The following is a 17,233-nucleotide window of genomic DNA, read 5'->3' on the forward strand; positions in this document are numbered from 1 at the left end:
GTTTTATTAAATGAATTTCATCAAAAATACTGAACAAAGAAAAACAAAAAATACCAACTTCAACTATTTAATCTTTGGTAAAAAGAACAATTTTATATCTTTAACAAAAAATTATGTTGTCCTTATAATTGTTGGTATTATTTTTACAGTAATTTAGACAAAAAACTTGATGAATACTATAATTACCTTTATGAAAAGAAACTATAAAATACTCTTAGGTGTTACTTTTTTGTCATTGACTTTGTTTGCTTTTAGGCTAAATACTGTCAATACTTCTGATCCAGAAAAAGATAAACTTTTGATAGAACTATTAACTTTTGTTCTAGAAAAAGGGCATTATAGTCCTGCAACAATGGATGATGAATTTTCTAAAGGAGTTTACAAAGATTATATTGAGGCTTTAGATCCATCAAAACGCTTTTTCTTGCAGTCGGATATCGATGAGTTTTCAAAATACGAATTGGAATTGGATAATCAAATTCAGAATAAAGATTTGACATTTTTTGATTTGACTTATACTCGTTTAATGCAACGTATGGAGGAGAGTAAAGCTATTTATAAATCAGTATTGAGTAAACCATTTGATTATAAAGTAGACGAATCGTTCAATACGAATTATGAGAAAATGCCTTATGCAAAAAATGCAGCGGAGTTAAATGAAAGATGGCGCAAGCAAATTAAATTGTCGGCCTTATCTTCTTTAGTGGATCGTTTAGAGATTCAAGAAAATAATGGTAAGGTAGATAAAGACTTAAAAGACGCCGCTGCTCCAGTTAACTCAGAAACTGTTTTCCAAGACAACGTAGCCGAAACTAAAAAAGAGACCACTGCTGCTGACGCAGGGAAGGTGAAATCTTTTGAAGAATTAGAAAAAGAGACTAGAGAGAGTTCGTTGAAATCATTAGATGAATATTTTGGGTTTATTAAGGACTTGGATAGAAACGATTATTTTTCGGTCTATTTAAATACGATTACAGGCCGTTTTGACCCACATACGAATTACTTGGCGCCAGAAGAAAAAGAACGTTTTGATGTTAGTATTAGTGGGAAGTTAGAAGGTATTGGTGCGCGTTTACAAAAGAAAAATGATTATACTGAAATTTCTGAATTGATTTCGGGAGGGCCAGCTTGGAGAGGAAAACAATTAGAGGCAGGTGATGTAGTAATTAAAGTAGGACAAGGAAACCAACAACCAGTGGATGTAGTTGGAATGCGTCTAGATGATGTTGTAAAGAAAATCAAAGGGCCAAAAGGTACTGAAGTACGTCTTACCGTAAAAAAAGTGGATGGAACTATTAAAGTAATTTCAATCATTAGAGATATTGTTGAAATTGAAGAAACGTATGCTAAATCAAGTGTTGTCGAAAAAAATGGCTTGAAATACGGGGTAATTTATTTACCAAAATTTTACATTGATTTTGAGAATAAAGATGGTAGAGATGCAGGTAAAGATATTGCTTTAGAAGTATCTCGTTTGAAAAAAGAGGGTGTCAATGGTATTGTATTAGACGTTCGTGATGATGGAGGAGGTTCTTTATCGACCGTTGTAGATATTGCTGGTTTATTTATTGAAGAGGGGCCAATTGTCCAAATCAAATCGGCAGGGAGAAGGAAAGAAGTGTTGTACGACCGTGATAAGAAAATCGAGTGGGATGGACCTTTAGTAATTATGGTGAACAGTTTCTCCGCTTCGGCTTCTGAAATTTTGGCAGCAGCCATTCAAGACTACAAGCGCGGAATTATCCTTGGGAGTAAGCAAACTTACGGAAAAGGAACGGTGCAAAATGTAATTGATTTGAATCAATTTGTGCGTAGCAGTTCCGTTGGCGATTTAGGAGCATTGAAAACAACTACTCAAAAATTCTACAGAATTAACGGAGGATCAACACAATTAGAGGGAGTGAGTAGTGATGTGGTAATGCCGGATCGTTATGCTTATTTAAAAATGGGGGAACGTGATGTCCATAATGCAATGCCTTGGGATAAAATAGATCCAGCTCAATATGGAGTTTGGACCAACAATAATAACTTTAGCCAAGCCATTGCTAACAGTAAAAAAAGAATCGCTCAAAATCCACAATTTCAATTGGTAGAAGATAATGCCAAATGGATTGATAGTCGTAGTCAAGATTATGTATACAGCTTGAATATCGACAAGTTTAGGATGGCACAAAAGCAAATTGAAGAGAAAGCAAAAAAATACAAACCGCTTCAGAATTATAAAAATAATTTAAAGTTTAGTTCTTTGCCTTACGAGTATGAAGCAATGAATAAAGACAGTGTTTTGAAAGAGAAAAGAGATCGTTGGCATGAATCGTTATCAAAAGATATTTATGTAGAGGAAGCCTTGAATGTATTAGATGATTTACAATCAAAAGCTGTGACAAAGAAGCCGATGGTTGCAAAGTTAAAAAGCAATAAACTGGTTAAATCATAATCAATAAATTAAATAGATTTAAAAAGCAAAGCCCTCAATTGAGGGCTTTGCTTTTTTATAGTACGGATGTAAAATTACCATTCATTTACTTTGTTGGCATCCATTTTTAAGAAAATAAAAAGCAGAATAGTAAAACCCCATAATCCAGATCCTCCATAAGAAAAGAAAGGAAGAGGCACTCCAATTGTTGGAAAAATTCCCACAACCATGGCGATATTTACAAAAAAATGGATGAATAATATTGCTGCTACACAATAACCATATACACGGCTGAATTTTGTTTTTTGTCTTTCGGCTAGATAGATGATTCGAAGAAATAACGTCACAAAAAGAGCGATTACCACTAAAGAGCCTATGAATCCCCATTCTTCTCCAACAGTAGTAAATATATAATCGGTATGTTGTTCAGGTACAAATCCTCCTTTAGTTTGTGTCCCTTCTAAAAAACCTTTTCCAAAAAAACCACCCGATCCAATTGCAATTTCAGATTGATTAGTATTGTATCCAATACCTTTCATATCTACTGTTTTTCCTAATAATATATTAAAACGGTCTCTATGGTGCTGTTTAAATACATGTGTAAATACATAATTCACAGATAGTACAAAACCAGATATAAGAGTAAAAAGAATAGCACTCATTACAATATTTCTGTCGGCTAATCTTGATTTATAATATACAATAACAATAACTAGTAATGCAAGTAGAATTACATATTGAGGTTGTAAAATTAGGGTTAGAACAAATAAAAGTATTGCAGAAAATCCAGTCCAAATGTACCAAGAAGGAAGCCCTTCACGGTATAAAACTAAGAAGAATGCACTGTATATTAATGCGCTTCCTGGGTCTGGTTGAGGTAATATTAACAATACAGGTAAGAATACGATGGCTAATGCTTGGATTTGTCTGTTGGTGTATTTGAGATTGATTTGGGTGTCACTCAGGTATTTGGCTAAAGCCAAAGCGGTGGCAGCCTTAGCAAATTCAGAAGGTTGTAATGTAAAACTTCCAAATCCGTACCAACAACGTTGACCAGCAATAGTTTTTCCCACAGCAAATAGCCCTATCAAAGACAATAGAGAGATTCCAAAAATGATTGAGGCATATTTTTCATAGAATTTACCTTCAACAAAAAGAACAATAAAAATCAAAGGAATGGTTAATGCAATAAAAATAAATTGCTTTTCCGAAGTGCCTTCCATCGAAGATAGGGACGAAGAATAAATGTTTAGCCAGCCCAACGATACTAATACACAATAAATAATAACACATATCCAGTCGAGATTATTTGTAATGCTTTGATTTTTCATAGTTTAATGAATCACTTTTTGTTGGATCTAATAGTGTCTTTGTTTACTTTTGAGACCAATGTTTTCTTTCCTGCAATAGAATCTTGTCTTTTCATCTCTAATTTTACTGCTTCAGAAAGCCCACCTAATTTGGCATATTGACCTTGTAGACTTTTATTTAAAATACGTGTTTCTAAATCAGTTCTAGTAATTTTTTTTCTGAGGTATTTTTCTATCATTAATGTTGCAATTGGGCCAGCTATGGTAGCTCCAAATCCACCATTTTCTACCATTACAGCAATTGCTATTTTTGGATTGTTTTTAGGTGCAAAAGCAACAAATATCGAGTGGTCTTCAAGCTGAGTTCTTTTACCATTTATTTTGGCAAAATTTTCAGCTGTTCCTGTTTTTCCACAAATATCGATACCTTCTGCTTTTAAAAAATAAGCTGTTCCAAAATTATATACATCGAATAAACCATCTATAATTGGTTTGAAATGTTTTTTATTTATAGTAGTGACGTGCTTGGTAGTAAATTTAGGATCAATGCGTTGTCCTTTTATTTTTTTAATAATATGAGGGGTGTAATAATACCCTTGATTAGCTATGGTTGCCATCATATTAGCCAATTGAATAGGTGTCATAAGGACTTCTCCTTGTCCGATTGCATTAGATACAATTGCAGTGCTTCTCCAGCCTCCATTAGGATAAATTCGTTTGTATGTTTTTGAAGTTGGAATGTTTCCACGTCTTCCCGTTGGTAAATCGTATCCCATAAATTGGCCTAGGCCAAAACTTTTAACATGTTTGCTCCAAACATCAACAGCATAAGAAGGTTGCACATATTTGTTGATTGTCTTCATATAAGCTGTGCCAAAGAAGGCATTACACGATTCGTAAATTCCGCGATGTAATTGTAGCATTCCTCCATGACAGTGGCATCTCATAAAACGACCTCTAGCATAGCTAAAACCATGATGACAAGCTACAGAAGTTTGCTCATTAATAACCCCTTCTTGCAAGGCAACAAGACCAGTCATAAGTTTGAAGGGAGATCCTGGAGGATACTCGGCCAAAAGTCCTCTATCGTAAAGTGGTTTAGCAATAGAATCTTTGTACAACATGGTGTAATTTTTAGATCGTTGTCTTCCAACGAGTATAGCAGGATCGTATGAAGGGGCAGTTACTAATGATAATATTTCACCAGTTTTAGGTTCGATAGCAACAATACCACCTCGTTTATTAATCATTAATTCTTCGCCATATTTTTGTAATTCAGCATCAATAGTTAGGTTAATATCTTTTCCTTGAACGGCTACAGTATCGTATTTACCTTCTTTGAAAGAACCTATTTCCCTGTTGTATTTATCTTTTTGAATGTATTTTACTCCTTTAATTCCTCGTAAAATTTCTTCATAGCTTTCTTCGACACCTTGTCTACCAATCAAGTCACCGCTGTTATAATAAGGATTTTTTGCGATCAGATTCTCGTTAACTTGTGTAATAAAACCAAATACATTGGCTCCAAAATTAACTTCATAATCTCGTAATGACCTCTTTTGAAAATAAAATCCTTGAAATTTTCTAATTTTCTCCTGAAAAGCAGCAAATTCAATTTTATTTAATTGCGATAAGAAAACAGAAGGTAGTCTTGGGCTATATACTTTTGCTTTTTCAATTTTTTTAAGAAATTCTTCTTTATTAATATTTAGTAATTGGCAAAATTCTAAAGTATCTAAATTTTTAACTTCCCTAGGAATAACCATGATATCATAAGAGGCTTGATTAGAAACTAATAATTTTCCGTTTCTATCATAAATATAACCTCTTTCGGGGTAATCATATTTGATTTTAATCGCGTTATTGTCTGATTTCAATTTGAATGAATCATCAATAACTTGTAGGTAAAATATTCGTAATACCAGCAATGATGCTGCAACAATAATCAGGGTAGGCAGCAAGACTTTTCTCATCGTTTATTGGGCTTAATTAAATATATGATGACAATACAAATAATAATTGTGAGAATACTGCTAAGTAGAGTACGTAGTAAAATATCCCAAAATAAGTTAAATTCAAACGCTTCTAATATGAATAATACTAAATGGTGTATGAGTACTGATACTAAAATAAATGAGAATCGTTCAGGGGTTAGTACGTCATTTAGTTTTATAGTTTGGTATTCATAACTTACTCCAAAGGCAAATTTGAATACAGCAGGTCTAAAGTAGGCTAAAGTTAAACAAGCGGTTGTGTGTATTCCGCCTGAATTACTAAACATGTCGAGTATTAATCCTAATAAAAAACTCGTTACTAATAGACCCGATTTATTACCGTTTACAGGATATAAAATAATAAATAAAACATAAGGGAACGGACTAATGAACCCAAATAGGTTGATATTATTAAAAACAATAACTTGTATGGTTAGTAAAATAAAAAATCTGAAAATATTGAAAAACAAACTACTATTCATTTTCTTCTCGTTTTTCTAGATTCATAATTTCTTGACGATCTTTACCTTTTATGATGTACACATGGCCTAGATTAGTCATGTCATTAAATAGTTTAACGTCTAAAGTGTAATAGTTGGTTTCGTTATCAATGTAGACTTTATCAATAGTGCCAATATTAATATTTTCAGGGAATATTACAGATTGTCCTCCTGTTACTATGGTGTCTCCTTTTCTAACAGAGGCTAATCGAGGTACATCAATTAGTTGTACAAATCCAGTACTTTTGCCATTCCAAATTAATGAACCAAAATGATTTGATTTTTTGATTTTAGCATTAATTTGAGATTTCTTATTTAAAATACTTATTACAGTTGCATAATGGGGCGAGGTGTTGTCTACAATACCTACAATTCCTAAGCTATTGACCACTCCCATGTCTGGTTTCACGCCTTGTAATTCTCCAGAATTAATGGTGAGATAGTTTTCATAAACATTATACGAATTGTGTATTACTTTAGAAACAATAATGTCATTTGGTTTTACACCTTTGATACTATCTAATTTTCTAATAACAGTGGTGTCTTTTTTGTTAAATAACAAACTTTTAAGAGCGGCATTCTCTTGAGCTAAAGCTTCATTTTGAGAGCGCAAGCTGAGGTATTCGTCAAATTCATTCAGCTGTTCATAAACACCTCCACTTAAGAAATTAGCGGAACTAATCACTTTGCTTCTATGAAAAGAATGCGATTGAATAGTTAGTGTTAATGAAATGCCCAAAAGCAGCAAAAACAGTAAACGATTACTGTTTTTAAATATAAAATTAAATATTTGCTGCATTTTTTAAATGTGTATTATTTATGACTTTTTCGTAAGACTATTTAATCAAGATACTTTTAAATCTATTGATGTTTTTAAGAGCCATTCCGGTACCTCTTACAACAGCTCTTAATGGGTCCTCTGCAATGTAAACAGGCAAGTCTGTTTTTAGTGAGATACGTTTGTCAAGTCCTCTTAACATAGACCCTCCACCTGCAAGATAAATTCCTGTATTGTAAATATCAGCTGCTAATTCTGGAGGTGTTTGTGATAAGGTTTCCATAATAGCATCTTCAATACGTTGGATTGATTTGTCTAAAGCTTTTGCAATTTCTCGATAAGACACTTCAACTTGTTTCGGTTTACCAGTTAATAAATCACGCCCTTGCACAGACATGTCATCTGGTGGAGTTTCTAAATCTTCTATTGCAGCTCCAATTTGAATCTTGATTTTTTCGGCTGAACTTTCTCCTACAAATAAATTGTGTTGTGTACGCATGTAATAAATAATATCATTAGTGAATACATCTCCAGCAATTTTAACTGATTTGTCACAAACAATACCTCCAAGAGCTATTACAGCAATCTCAGTAGTTCCGCCCCCGATATCCACAATCATATTTCCTTTTGGTTGCATAATGTCAATCCCAATACCAATAGCAGCAGCCATTGGTTCGTGAATCAAATATACTTCCTTACCATTCACTCGTTCACATGATTCTTTTACTGCTCTCATTTCCACTTCAGTAATACCTGAAGGAATACAAACTACCATTCGTAGTGCAGGAGTAAACATCTTTTTCTTTAGCGCAGGAATACTTTTGATAAACATATTTATCATTTTCTCTGAAGCATCAAAATCAGCAATTACACCATCTTTCAAAGGTCGAATGGTTTTGATGTTTTCGTGAGTTTTTCCTTGCATCATGTTAGCTTCTTTACCTACGGCAATGATTTTTCCTGAGATTCTGTCTCGGGCAACAATGGAAGGACTATCTATAACAACTTTGTCGTTGTGGATTATTAATGTGTTTGCGGTACCAAGGTCAATTGCGATATCCTCGGTCATAAAATCAAAAAATCCCATAAGCTTAAGCGGGGTTTAAAATTTAAAAATTATCTAACGAGCAAAGTTAAACAAATTAATGTTTAAAATGACGCGTTCCTGTAAATACCATTGCTAATTTATTTTCATTACAATAATCGATACTCAATTGGTCTTTAATTGATCCTCCTGGTTGTATTACGGCTGTGATTCCTGCTTTTTTTGCTAATTCTACGCAGTCAGGAAATGGGAAGAAAGCATCGCTTGCCATAGAAGCACCGTGCAAGTCAAAACCAAAAGCATTGGCTTTGTCAATGGCTTGCATTAAAGCATCAACTCTAGAAGTTTGGCCTGTTCCAGAAGAGATAAGCGTTCCGTTTTTAGCAAAAACAATCGTGTTAGACTTGGTGTTTTTGCACACTTTTGAAGCAAAAATTAAATCTTCTACCTCTTGAGCAGTTGGGGCTGTTAGTGTTACGGTTTTTAAATCTTCTTTAGTATCTGTAATGTTATTTCTGTCTTGAACTAGAATTCCGTTCAAACAAGTGCGAACCTGTCTTTGAGGCAAGGCTACTTCGTTTTGAATCAAAATAATTCTGTTTTTCTTTTCCTCTAAAATAGCGATAGCTTCTGTGTCAAAAGCAGGAGCGATAACTACCTCGCAAAAAAGTTTGTTAATTTCAGTAGCTGTTGCAACGTCAATTTTAGTGTTTGCAATTAACACTCCTCCAAAAGCTGAAGTTGGGTCGCACGCCAAAGCTGCTAAATAAGCATCGCTAATAGATTTTCTAGTTGCTAACCCGCAAGCGTTATTGTGTTTAAGAATGGCAAATGTTGGTCCGTCATTTTTAAATTCATTAATTAAATTTACGGCAGCATCTACGTCAAGGAGGTTGTTGTAGGATAACTCTTTTCCGTGAACTTTGTTGAACATTTTATCAAATTCGCCAAAGAAAAATCCTTTTTGGTGCGGGTTTTCCCCGTAACGCAATACTTGGCCATTAGCAATACTTTCTTTATATATGGTTTCGTCTGTATTGAAGTAATTAAAAATTGCACCATCATAGTGTGAAGAAACATGAAATGCTTTTGTAGCTAACAACTTTCTGTCTTCTAAGGTAGTAGCGCCATTTTGATTGGTAATCATATCCAAAAACAACAAACCATAATCGTCAACAGAAGCTACAATTACAGTGTCTTTGAAGTTTTTTGCAGCAGCACGAATCAATGAAATTCCGCCAATATCAATTTTTTCAATAATATCAGCTTCACTTGCTCCTGAAGCGACTGTTTTTTCAAAAGGATATAAATCAACAATTACTAAATCAATTTGAGGAATGTCAAATTCTTTCATTTGTTGCACATCACTTTCATTATCTTGACGGTTTAGGATTCCTCCAAAAACTTTTGGGTGCAATGTTTTTACTCTTCCACCAAGGATAGAAGGGTAAGAAGTTACATCCTCTACAGGAATTACGGGAATGCCTAAATTTTTGATAAAGTCTTCGGTTCCTCCTGTAGAATAAAGTGTTACATTTTGTGAATGTAATTTCCTAACAATTGGTTCAAGACCGTCTTTTGAAAATACTGAAATTAATGCCGATTGAATCGATTTAGTTGTGCTCATTGTGTAGTTAAAATTTTAAAGTGCAAAAATAGTTTTTTTTTGATTATAAATCTCATTCTAAAGCTGTAACATTATGCTAAAAATGAGTACTTATTGTGGAGATTTTTTTTATTAGGTTTTTGAATAAAATTTACTCAATTTTACATGGGTACAAAAGAGAAATAGTATGTTGGTTTATCTTCGATTATTAAAAGAGAGTTTTGGTTTTGCAATGAATGCTTTGCGCAATAATAAACTCCGCACGTTACTTTCTTTATTGGGAGTTACTATTGGTATTTTTTCTATCATAGCAGTACTGGCTGCAGTAGATTCATTGGATAAAAAAATCAAAAAAGATTTAAGTAGTTTGGATAAGAACACCATTTATTTAATGCGTTTTTCTTTCGGGCCATCTGAAATTCCACAATGGAAAAGAGAACAATTTCCAGATGTGAAATATGACGAATATGAATATTTGAAAAATTCCATGAACGATTTGGATCAAATGGGATTCCAACTTTTTGTTAAAAGTGAATCTATAAAATACCAATCAGCTTCTGTGAGTGATGTAAATATTGTACCAGTTTCTCATGAATTTATTGATATTCAAGGGTTAGAATTTGAAGATGGGCGATTTTATAATGAGCCAGAGTCTAATTCAGGAGCGGCTGTGATTGTTTTAGGAAATGAAATTGCTCAGAACTTATTTGAAGATAGTAATGCAATAGGTAAGGATGTACGGTTGTATGGGCAACGATTTTTGGTAATAGGAGTGTTGAAAAAACAAGGAGCAGGAATGTTTGGAGATAGTAATGATACTTCAGTATTTATTCCTGTTAATTTTTTAAGACGTATGTATGGTGATAATAATGATGCTATGACGCCTGTAATTCTTGTAAAACCTGAAAAAGGAGTAGATATGGACGCGTTTAAAGCGGAGTTAGGTCAAAAATTGCGAAATTATCGCGGAATGAAATCAGATGAAATTGACAATTTCTTTATCAATGTTTTGTCTGGATTTACTGATTTAATTGATGGTATAGTAGGTCAGATGAATGTAGTGGGCTGGATTATAAGTGGGTTTTCTTTATTAGTAGGAGGTTTTGGAATTGCTAATATTATGTTTGTTTCGGTAAAAGAAAGAACAAATTTAATAGGAATTCAGAAATCGTTAGGAGCAAAGAATAAATTCATTCTATTTCAATTTCTTTTTGAAGCAGTTATACTTTCCGTTATTGGGGGAGCAGTAGGTTTGTTGTTGGTTTGGATAATTTCTGTTGTGCTAACCAAGGCCTTAGATTTTGAGTTCGTGTTGAGTATGGGTAATGTATTTTTAGGTACGGGATTAGCAGCTTTAATTGGATTAATTTCTGGGATTTTGCCTGCTATTACCGCTGCTAAATTGGATCCTGTAGAGGCAATTCGAACAGGAATGTAAAATGCATTGTGGTTGAACATAAAAAAATCCCGAAGTAATTCGGGATTTTTTATTTATCTAATATCGTTGTTTTGAATTAAATCGATGTACAAGTTAATCTTGTCTTTCAATTCTTTTCTAGGCGTGATAAAATCTAAAAACCCATGTTCTAAAAGAAACTCTGCGGTTTGAAAACCTTCTGGTAAATCTTTACCGGTAGTGTCTCTAACAACACGGGGACCGGCAAATCCAATTAAGGCACCAGGTTCAGAGATGTTGATATCCCCCAGCATGGCGTAAGAAGCAGTCGTTCCTCCAGTTGTTGGATCAGTACAAAGTGAAATGTAAGGGAGTTTAGCCTCGGCTAATTGAACTAACTTTACAGATGTTTTGGCTAATTGCATCAAAGAAAATGCGGCTTCCATCATACGCGCTCCTCCTGATTTTGAAATCATAACGAAAGGCATTTTGTGCTGGATAGCATGGTCAATTCCTCTTACGATTTTTTCACCTACAACCCCTCCAATTGATCCTCCAATGAAGGCAAAATCCATACAACAAACGACTAAGTCTTTTCCTTTAGATTTTCCAACGCCAGTACGAACAGCATCGTTCAACTTGGTTTTTGAAGTCACATCTTTTAGACGATCCGAATATTTTTTGGTGTCCACAAAATGTAAAGAATCTTTTGAAGTCATGTTTTTATCCAACTCAATAAATACATTGTTGTCGAATAAAATTTCAAAATAAGTTTCACTCCCAATTCGAACATGAAAATCATCTTCAGGGCTCACGTACAAGTTACGTGCTAATTCTTCTGCATCAATAATTTTTCCTGTAGGAGATTTGTACCAAAGTCCTTTTGGAACATCCATTTTTTCCTCTGTAGGAGTAGTGATTCCTTTTTCTTGTCTTTTAAACCAAGCCATATATTAAATGAATAATGGATAATTGACAATTAAATTTAATTGTCAATTATCAATTGTTAATTATAGTGTGTTTACATTGTTCAAATCAGCAAATGCTTGTTCTAATCTTGTGTTGAATGTAACTTCACTTTCACGTACCCATTTTCTTGGGTCATAATATTTCTTGTTAGGAACATCGGCACCTTCTGGGTTACCAATTTGTGATTTCAAATACTCAATGTTTTTAACCATATAATCGCGAATTCCTTCGGTATAAGCAAATTGCAAATCAGTATCAATGTTCATTTTAACAACGCCATATCCAATTGCCTCTCTGATTTCTTCTAAAGTAGAACCTGATCCACCATGGAAAACAAAATCAACTGGATTAGATCCTGTGTTGTATTTGCTTTGAACAAAATCTTGAGAATTTTTTAAGATTTTTGGAGTTAATTTAACATTTCCTGGTTTGTATACCCCATGAACGTTTCCAAAAGCAGCAGCAATAGTAAATTTAGGGCTTACTTTCGATAACTCTTCGTAAGCATAAGCTACTTCTTCAGGTTGTGTGTATAATTTTGAGCTATCAACATCAGAATTGTCAACACCATCTTCTTCACCACCTGTGATTCCTAGTTCGATTTCTAATGTCATTCCCATCTTGCTCATACGAGCTAAATATTCTTTACAGATTTCGATATTTTCTTCGATAGGTTCTTCTGATAAGTCAATCATGTGAGAAGAAAAAAGAGGTTTCCCAGTAGCTGCAAAATGTTTTTCAGAAGCATCTAACAAACCATCAATCCAAGGCAATAATTTTTTTGCACAGTGATCCGTATGTAAAATAACAGTTGCTCCATAAGCTTCTGCTAATGTGTGAATATGAAGAGCCCCGGCAATTCCTCCAGCAATAGCTGCTTTTTCACCAGCATTAGATAATCCTTTTCCTGCGTTGAATTGTGCTCCACCATTAGAAAACTGAATAATAACAGGTGCGTTTAGTTTAGCAGCTGTTTCAAGAACTCCATTGATAGTGCTTGATCCAGTAACGTTTACTGCAGGTAATGCAAATCCTTTTTCTTTTGCATAATTGAAAATTTCTTGAACTTGATCTCCCGTAGCTACGCCTGGTTTGATGTTGTGTGCCATTTTAATTTTATTTAGTTGTTTTTAGTTTTTAGTTGGCAAAAATAAGAATTAATTAGCATTAGAAAGGATAATTAATTCCAAAATTTAATACAGAACGCGCAAAATTATAATCTTTCAGCCATCTATTTCCAGTTTCATAAGCTGGGTTATAGGTTTTGAATCCTAAATCCAATCTGAAAACAAAAAGGCCTAAATCATAGCGTAACCCAAACCCTGAACCTAAGGCTATATTTTCTAAATCTTTTATTCTAGAAAAAGTAGCTTTGGTATCTTTAGTATTGTCTAATACATTCCAAATGTTGCCTGCATCAGCAAAAATCGCCCCTTTTAAGCTGCCTAAAAGTTTAAAACGGAATTCACTGCTTAAAGCTATTTTCATATTTGCTTCATTAAAATCGTTTATTCCGCCTGTACTTCCTGGCCCTAAACTATATGGTTGCCAAGCCCTATTATCATTTGATCCTCCAGAATAATAACTTTTTGAAAAAGGGATATCATTTGAGTTTCCGAAAGGAATTGCAATTCCAAAAAAGCTTCGAATGGCAATCACTTTCTCTCTTGATAAATCCCAAAGTTTGATAAAATCAAATTCGGTTTTAATATATTCGGAATATTCTAAATTAAATATTTTGTAACGATTGTTTGAGGTTTTGTCAAGGTTAGTTACATTGGCAAACAAGGATAAAACGGAACCAGCTGATTCAATTTTTGTTTTGAAAAGGAAGAAATTTTTATCTGATAAATCTTTCTTGTTTGTTTTAGTAAAACTAAAACTTGTTGCTAATATAAAATCATTTTCAGTCAATCGAATACGTCTTTCTTCAATACTTTTTATAGTCGCGTAATCTAATGAAGAAGTAGGTATTATGGCATTTGTTCCAATTGCATCTTGGATGAATCCATTAGTCCCGCTTTCAATAATTAAATTGTTTTTAGCATCAAAATAATTTTGATTGACATTGTAAGAAGGATTTTTTGCAAGAGTATTTAAAACTTTGTATGACGAGCTGTATACATTAAAATAATTTTTCGGGTTTAAGTTTCTTACAAATTGAGCGTTTAACAAATCAAATCGGGCGGTATTATTTTTTTTAGGAGTCCAATTATAACTTATTGAACCGGTAAAGTTTTCTTTGTCTAGTCCAATGTTTTTTTGTGTTGAAAATCCAGTTGTAAGTAAAGTAGAAGGAATCATGCTTTTAGGGATAATTCTTTCAGTATTAAAAGGGACTACAATTCTAGGAAAATGAAGTTTTAAATCCAAACCATATTCTGAGGCATTAAAGAAAATGTTATTAGGATTAGCAAAATCTTTTGAAGAACCCATATTAGCTCGTCCTGAAAACTCTAAGGTTTCAGCACCATTAAATACATTACGGATTGATATTGTTGGGCTAAAAGTGATTCCGATGTTTTGGATATTTGAATGGGTAATATCAAACGAAAGACCAAAACTATATTTTTTTCTAGGTGTGAGGTAGATTTTAGCAATTAGAGATTGGTTAGTCGTGTCTTTTTTATCCACTTCATAAAGAATAGATGGATAATTGAAAATCTTGAGATTACTCAAATACCTACTAGTTAAAGTAGTCTTTGCGTCTGAAAACAAACCTCCTTTGGTAATAAAAATAGCGTCAGTAATAGCATACGGTTTGTACTTTAATTTTGATTTGCTATACAAGTTGAAATTGTTATAGGTTATGCTATCTGTAATTTTAGCATTCGGGTCAGCAGCTGAGTAGTCAGTAAATATTTTGACATCACTTATTTTGAACAATTGAAAAGGGACTGTTCTTGTAGAGTCTTGTTCTTGATAACTGTAATTACTTACTTTAAGATTAATATTTGCCTTGTTTTTCTTATTTATTGTATCAATATCAAATGTGATGTTATTGGGTTGAAAAAAGTAAGCGCCATTGTTCCTGAAATGTGTAGTGATACGATTTTTTTCATTTTCAAAATCTTCTGTTTTGTATTGCTTTCCTATAGATATGAAAGACATGTTTTTTGTTGTGGTATATAGAGAATCTAATATAGGAGTATAGATTGTTGCTTTCAAAGAATCAATTATGTAGGGTTTTCCTCGGTTTATAGTGTATTTTGCAGTTCCTTTTTTAGTGCTAATGCTATCAAATGTATAAGTTGCTTTTACATCAAAATAACCCTTATTGAAATAATAATACTTAAGTCTAGTTAGCGATTTTTCAGCCTTTGTTTTTTCAAAAATAACAGGAGCTTCTCCTATTTTTTTTAGAAAATTATGAATTCCAGAGTACCAAAAAGACTTCCCAAGTTGATCAACTTGTTTAGCAGAAAGCCATCTCGACATTCTTTTGTATTTTTTTGGATTGTTTTTGAATTTAGATTGAAATGTAGAGTCGGGATTTGGATTGGCTAAATTATATAAATTTAAAAAAAACGGAACCCCAATAATTTTGGTGTTAGGTTTTTGAGATAGTTGATCTAAAACAATTTCATCAGTAATTAGTTTATTGTCTTGAAAAACTTTATTTTTAGTTAATAAAAATTGACCTTCAGGAACTCTCTTAATAGAGTTACATGCAGAAATAAATATTGCAATTAGAATAAATGCTCCTATTTTTGTAAAAATCTTTTTCAAGTGTTTTAGTAATTTAATTCAAAAGTACATTTTTTTATGGTTAGTAAAAACCAAATAAAACTTATATCAAGTTTACAACAAAAAAAATACCGCACAGTACATCAATTATTTACTGTAGAAGGGAAAAAAGGAATTCAAGAATTGTTAGATTCTACTCTTGAACTGGAACATTTATATACTACACAAAACGATTTTAAAACAGTTGCAAAGGATAAGAAATCGATAGTGTCGGATGCTGATTTAAAAAAAATTAGCGCTTTATCAACACCAAATACTTGTTTGGCGGTTTTTAGAATCCCTAAAGAAGAAAAGATTAAAGAGTCGGGATTATTAGTAGTGTTAGATGCCATTAGGGACCCAGGTAATTTGGGGACTATTATCCGGTTGTGCGATTGGTTTGGTATTCAACAATTGATTTGTTCTAAAGAGACTGTAGATGTTTATAATCCTAAAGTAGTTCAGGCAACAATGGGGTCAATTACTAGGGTAAACGTTAATTATGTGAATTTATATGATTTTTTATCGTCAACCTCCCTGCCCGTCTTCGGTACATTCATGACGGGTCGCTCTATATATGATGCAACATTGCCTCGTGAAGGAATTGTTGTTGTAGGGAATGAAGCCAATGGAATTTCAAAAGAGTTGGAAAAGATTATAAAAAACCGCTTAACAATTCCACATTTTGGTTCGCTTCAAAAAGCAGAAAGCTTAAATGTGGCTACTGCTACAGCCATTGTTTTAAGTGAATTTTGTAGAAGATAGTTTGCTTTAGTGAAAAGTGAAGTTAATAAATAAACCTCTAGTCTTCATTGATTCAATATTGCTGGTCCATGGACTGTTTGGATCATTATCTCTAATTAGTTCATCTTTTAAACCAAAAACCCCTCTAATGGAAGGCGAAAAGATAAAATATTCTGAGAAAACATCAATACCTAATCCTAATTCGTAGTTTGGGCTCCATGCTTTTACACGAAAACGTTGTTCTAAATTATCATCCTTTGATTTAGAATTACTAGATAAATTTAAAGTGGTAGAAAGTCCTCCTAAAAGATAAGGGCGAATATTACCGGTTCTAAGAGCTGAAAATTTTAATAAAAGTGGAAGATGAATATACGTACTATTCACTTCTCTTAATTTATCTGAGGCTCTTGGCGTTGTTGTAAAATAACTTTCAGGGTAGTTTAGGATTCTTTTTGTGTAATATAAACCAGGTTCAAAGCGTAAGTTAATATATTCCTGAAGCCTTAAATCGGATACGAGTCCAACGTTAAAACCGGTAGTTTTTTGAACCTGAATCGCATCACTAACCGTTTTATAGTTGAATTTGAAGTCGTAAGAATTTAGCCCTAAGAAAAAACCAAAATATACGGTTTGTTTTTGCCAAGTTTCTAGGTGAATTACTGGATTTTTACTAAAAATACTTTCTCTAAATTGAGCTTTAACTGTAATAGAGAAAATAATTAAAAGTAAGGCTGTAGTTTTCTTCATAG

Annotated in this window: 13 protein-coding genes; 3 read left to right on the forward strand and 10 right to left on the reverse strand. The window is 33.1% G+C overall.

Annotation, left to right across the window (positions count from 1 at the left end):
• The first annotated feature begins 169 nt into the window (after positions 1-169).
• On the forward strand, positions 170-2,437 hold the full coding sequence (locus MG292_RS04705) for a carboxy terminal-processing peptidase (RefSeq protein ID WP_264533861.1): 2,268 nt from the start codon (positions 170-172) through the stop codon (positions 2,435-2,437).
• A 74-nt stretch (positions 2,438-2,511) separates the two neighbouring features.
• On the opposite strand, the gene rodA is transcribed toward MG292_RS04705, so the two are convergent.
• From rodA to purH, 6 genes are read right to left on the reverse strand one after another with little or no spacing between them, the layout of a single operon-like run.
• Complete coding sequence (rodA, locus tag MG292_RS04710; protein WP_264533860.1) at positions 2,512-3,747, reverse strand: rod shape-determining protein RodA; 1,236 nt, start codon at positions 3,745-3,747, stop codon at positions 2,512-2,514.
• A gap of 11 nt (positions 3,748-3,758) precedes the next feature.
• Entirely contained in the window at positions 3,759-5,699 is a 1,941-nt protein-coding gene (gene mrdA / locus MG292_RS04715) for a penicillin-binding protein 2 (protein ID WP_264533859.1), read from the reverse strand.
• On the reverse strand, positions 5,696-6,202 hold the full coding sequence (locus MG292_RS04720) for a rod shape-determining protein MreD (RefSeq protein ID WP_264533858.1): 507 nt from the start codon (positions 6,200-6,202) through the stop codon (positions 5,696-5,698). Before MG292_RS04720 ends, mrdA begins: the two co-directional genes overlap by 4 nt.
• On the reverse strand, positions 6,195-7,019 hold the full coding sequence (gene mreC / locus MG292_RS04725; RefSeq protein WP_264533857.1) for a rod shape-determining protein MreC: 825 nt from the start codon (positions 7,017-7,019) through the stop codon (positions 6,195-6,197). The genes MG292_RS04720 and mreC overlap by 8 nt, the downstream gene beginning before the upstream one ends.
• Positions 7,020-7,056: 37 nt before the next feature.
• The gene (locus tag MG292_RS04730; RefSeq protein ID WP_264533856.1) at positions 7,057-8,085 is read right to left on the reverse strand and encodes a rod shape-determining protein; all 1,029 of its coding nucleotides are present in this window, start codon (positions 8,083-8,085) and stop codon (positions 7,057-7,059) included.
• A 55-nt stretch (positions 8,086-8,140) separates the two neighbouring features.
• Positions 8,141-9,670: a bifunctional phosphoribosylaminoimidazolecarboxamide formyltransferase/IMP cyclohydrolase gene (gene purH / locus MG292_RS04735; protein WP_280158236.1), complete on the reverse strand. Its 1,530-nt coding sequence runs from the start codon at positions 9,668-9,670 to the stop codon at positions 8,141-8,143.
• A gap of 166 nt (positions 9,671-9,836) precedes the next feature.
• Between purH and MG292_RS04740 the strand changes: the two genes are divergently transcribed.
• Complete coding sequence (locus tag MG292_RS04740; RefSeq protein WP_264533854.1) at positions 9,837-11,087, forward strand: ABC transporter permease; 1,251 nt, start codon at positions 9,837-9,839, stop codon at positions 11,085-11,087.
• Between the two features lie 53 nt (positions 11,088-11,140).
• Here MG292_RS04740 and accD read toward each other — a convergent pair whose 3' ends face one another.
• Genes accD through tamL form a run of 3 tightly spaced genes read right to left on the reverse strand, consistent with a single transcriptional unit; the run spans position 11,141 to position 15,743 of the window.
• Complete coding sequence (accD, locus tag MG292_RS04745) at positions 11,141-11,995, reverse strand: acetyl-CoA carboxylase, carboxyltransferase subunit beta (protein ID WP_264533853.1); 855 nt, start codon at positions 11,993-11,995, stop codon at positions 11,141-11,143.
• Between the two features lie 60 nt (positions 11,996-12,055).
• Complete coding sequence (fbaA, locus tag MG292_RS04750; protein WP_264533852.1) at positions 12,056-13,123, reverse strand: class II fructose-bisphosphate aldolase; 1,068 nt, start codon at positions 13,121-13,123, stop codon at positions 12,056-12,058.
• Between the two features lie 58 nt (positions 13,124-13,181).
• Positions 13,182-15,743, reverse strand: coding sequence for a translocation and assembly module lipoprotein TamL (tamL, locus tag MG292_RS04755; RefSeq protein WP_264533851.1), 2,562 nt, complete (start codon positions 15,741-15,743; stop codon positions 13,182-13,184).
• Positions 15,744-15,779: 36 nt separating this feature from the next.
• On the opposite strand from tamL, the gene MG292_RS04760 reads away from it, so the two are divergent.
• A complete protein-coding gene (locus tag MG292_RS04760) occupies positions 15,780-16,505 on the forward strand; it encodes a TrmH family RNA methyltransferase (protein WP_264533850.1) in 726 nt (241 codons plus the stop codon).
• Between the two features lie 6 nt (positions 16,506-16,511).
• Here the strand turns inward: MG292_RS04760 and porT are convergent, their stop codons facing one another.
• The gene (gene porT / locus MG292_RS04765; protein WP_264533849.1) at positions 16,512-17,231 is read right to left on the reverse strand and encodes a type IX secretion/gliding motility protein PorT/SprT; all 720 of its coding nucleotides are present in this window, start codon (positions 17,229-17,231) and stop codon (positions 16,512-16,514) included.
• Positions 17,232-17,233 lie beyond the last annotated feature (2 nt).

This window comes from Flavobacterium keumense (genome assembly GCF_029866485.1).
Lineage (GTDB): Bacteria > Bacteroidota > Bacteroidia > Flavobacteriales > Flavobacteriaceae > Flavobacterium > Flavobacterium keumense.

Coding starts and splice junctions, on each gene's coding strand:
- MG292_RS04705 (WP_264533861.1), top strand. CDS start 170: ATGAATACTATAATTACCTTTATGAAAAGAAACTATAAAATACTCTTA.
- rodA (WP_264533860.1), bottom strand. CDS start 3,747: ATGAAAAATCAAAGCATTACAAATAATCTCGACTGGATATGTGTTATT.
- mrdA (WP_264533859.1), bottom strand. CDS start 5,699: ATGAGAAAAGTCTTGCTGCCTACCCTGATTATTGTTGCAGCATCATTG.
- MG292_RS04720 (WP_264533858.1), bottom strand. CDS start 6,202: ATGAATAGTAGTTTGTTTTTCAATATTTTCAGATTTTTTATTTTACTA.
- mreC (WP_264533857.1), bottom strand. CDS start 7,019: ATGCAGCAAATATTTAATTTTATATTTAAAAACAGTAATCGTTTACTG.
- MG292_RS04730 (WP_264533856.1), bottom strand. CDS start 8,085: ATGGGATTTTTTGATTTTATGACCGAGGATATCGCAATTGACCTTGGT.
- purH (WP_280158236.1), bottom strand. CDS start 9,670: ATGAGCACAACTAAATCGATTCAATCGGCATTAATTTCAGTATTTTCA.
- MG292_RS04740 (WP_264533854.1), top strand. CDS start 9,837: ATGTTGGTTTATCTTCGATTATTAAAAGAGAGTTTTGGTTTTGCAATG.
- accD (WP_264533853.1), bottom strand. CDS start 11,995: ATGGCTTGGTTTAAAAGACAAGAAAAAGGAATCACTACTCCTACAGAG.
- fbaA (WP_264533852.1), bottom strand. CDS start 13,123: ATGGCACACAACATCAAACCAGGCGTAGCTACGGGAGATCAAGTTCAA.
- MG292_RS04760 (WP_264533850.1), top strand. CDS start 15,780: ATGGTTAGTAAAAACCAAATAAAACTTATATCAAGTTTACAACAAAAA.
- porT (WP_264533849.1), bottom strand. CDS start 17,231: ATGAAGAAAACTACAGCCTTACTTTTAATTATTTTCTCTATTACAGTT.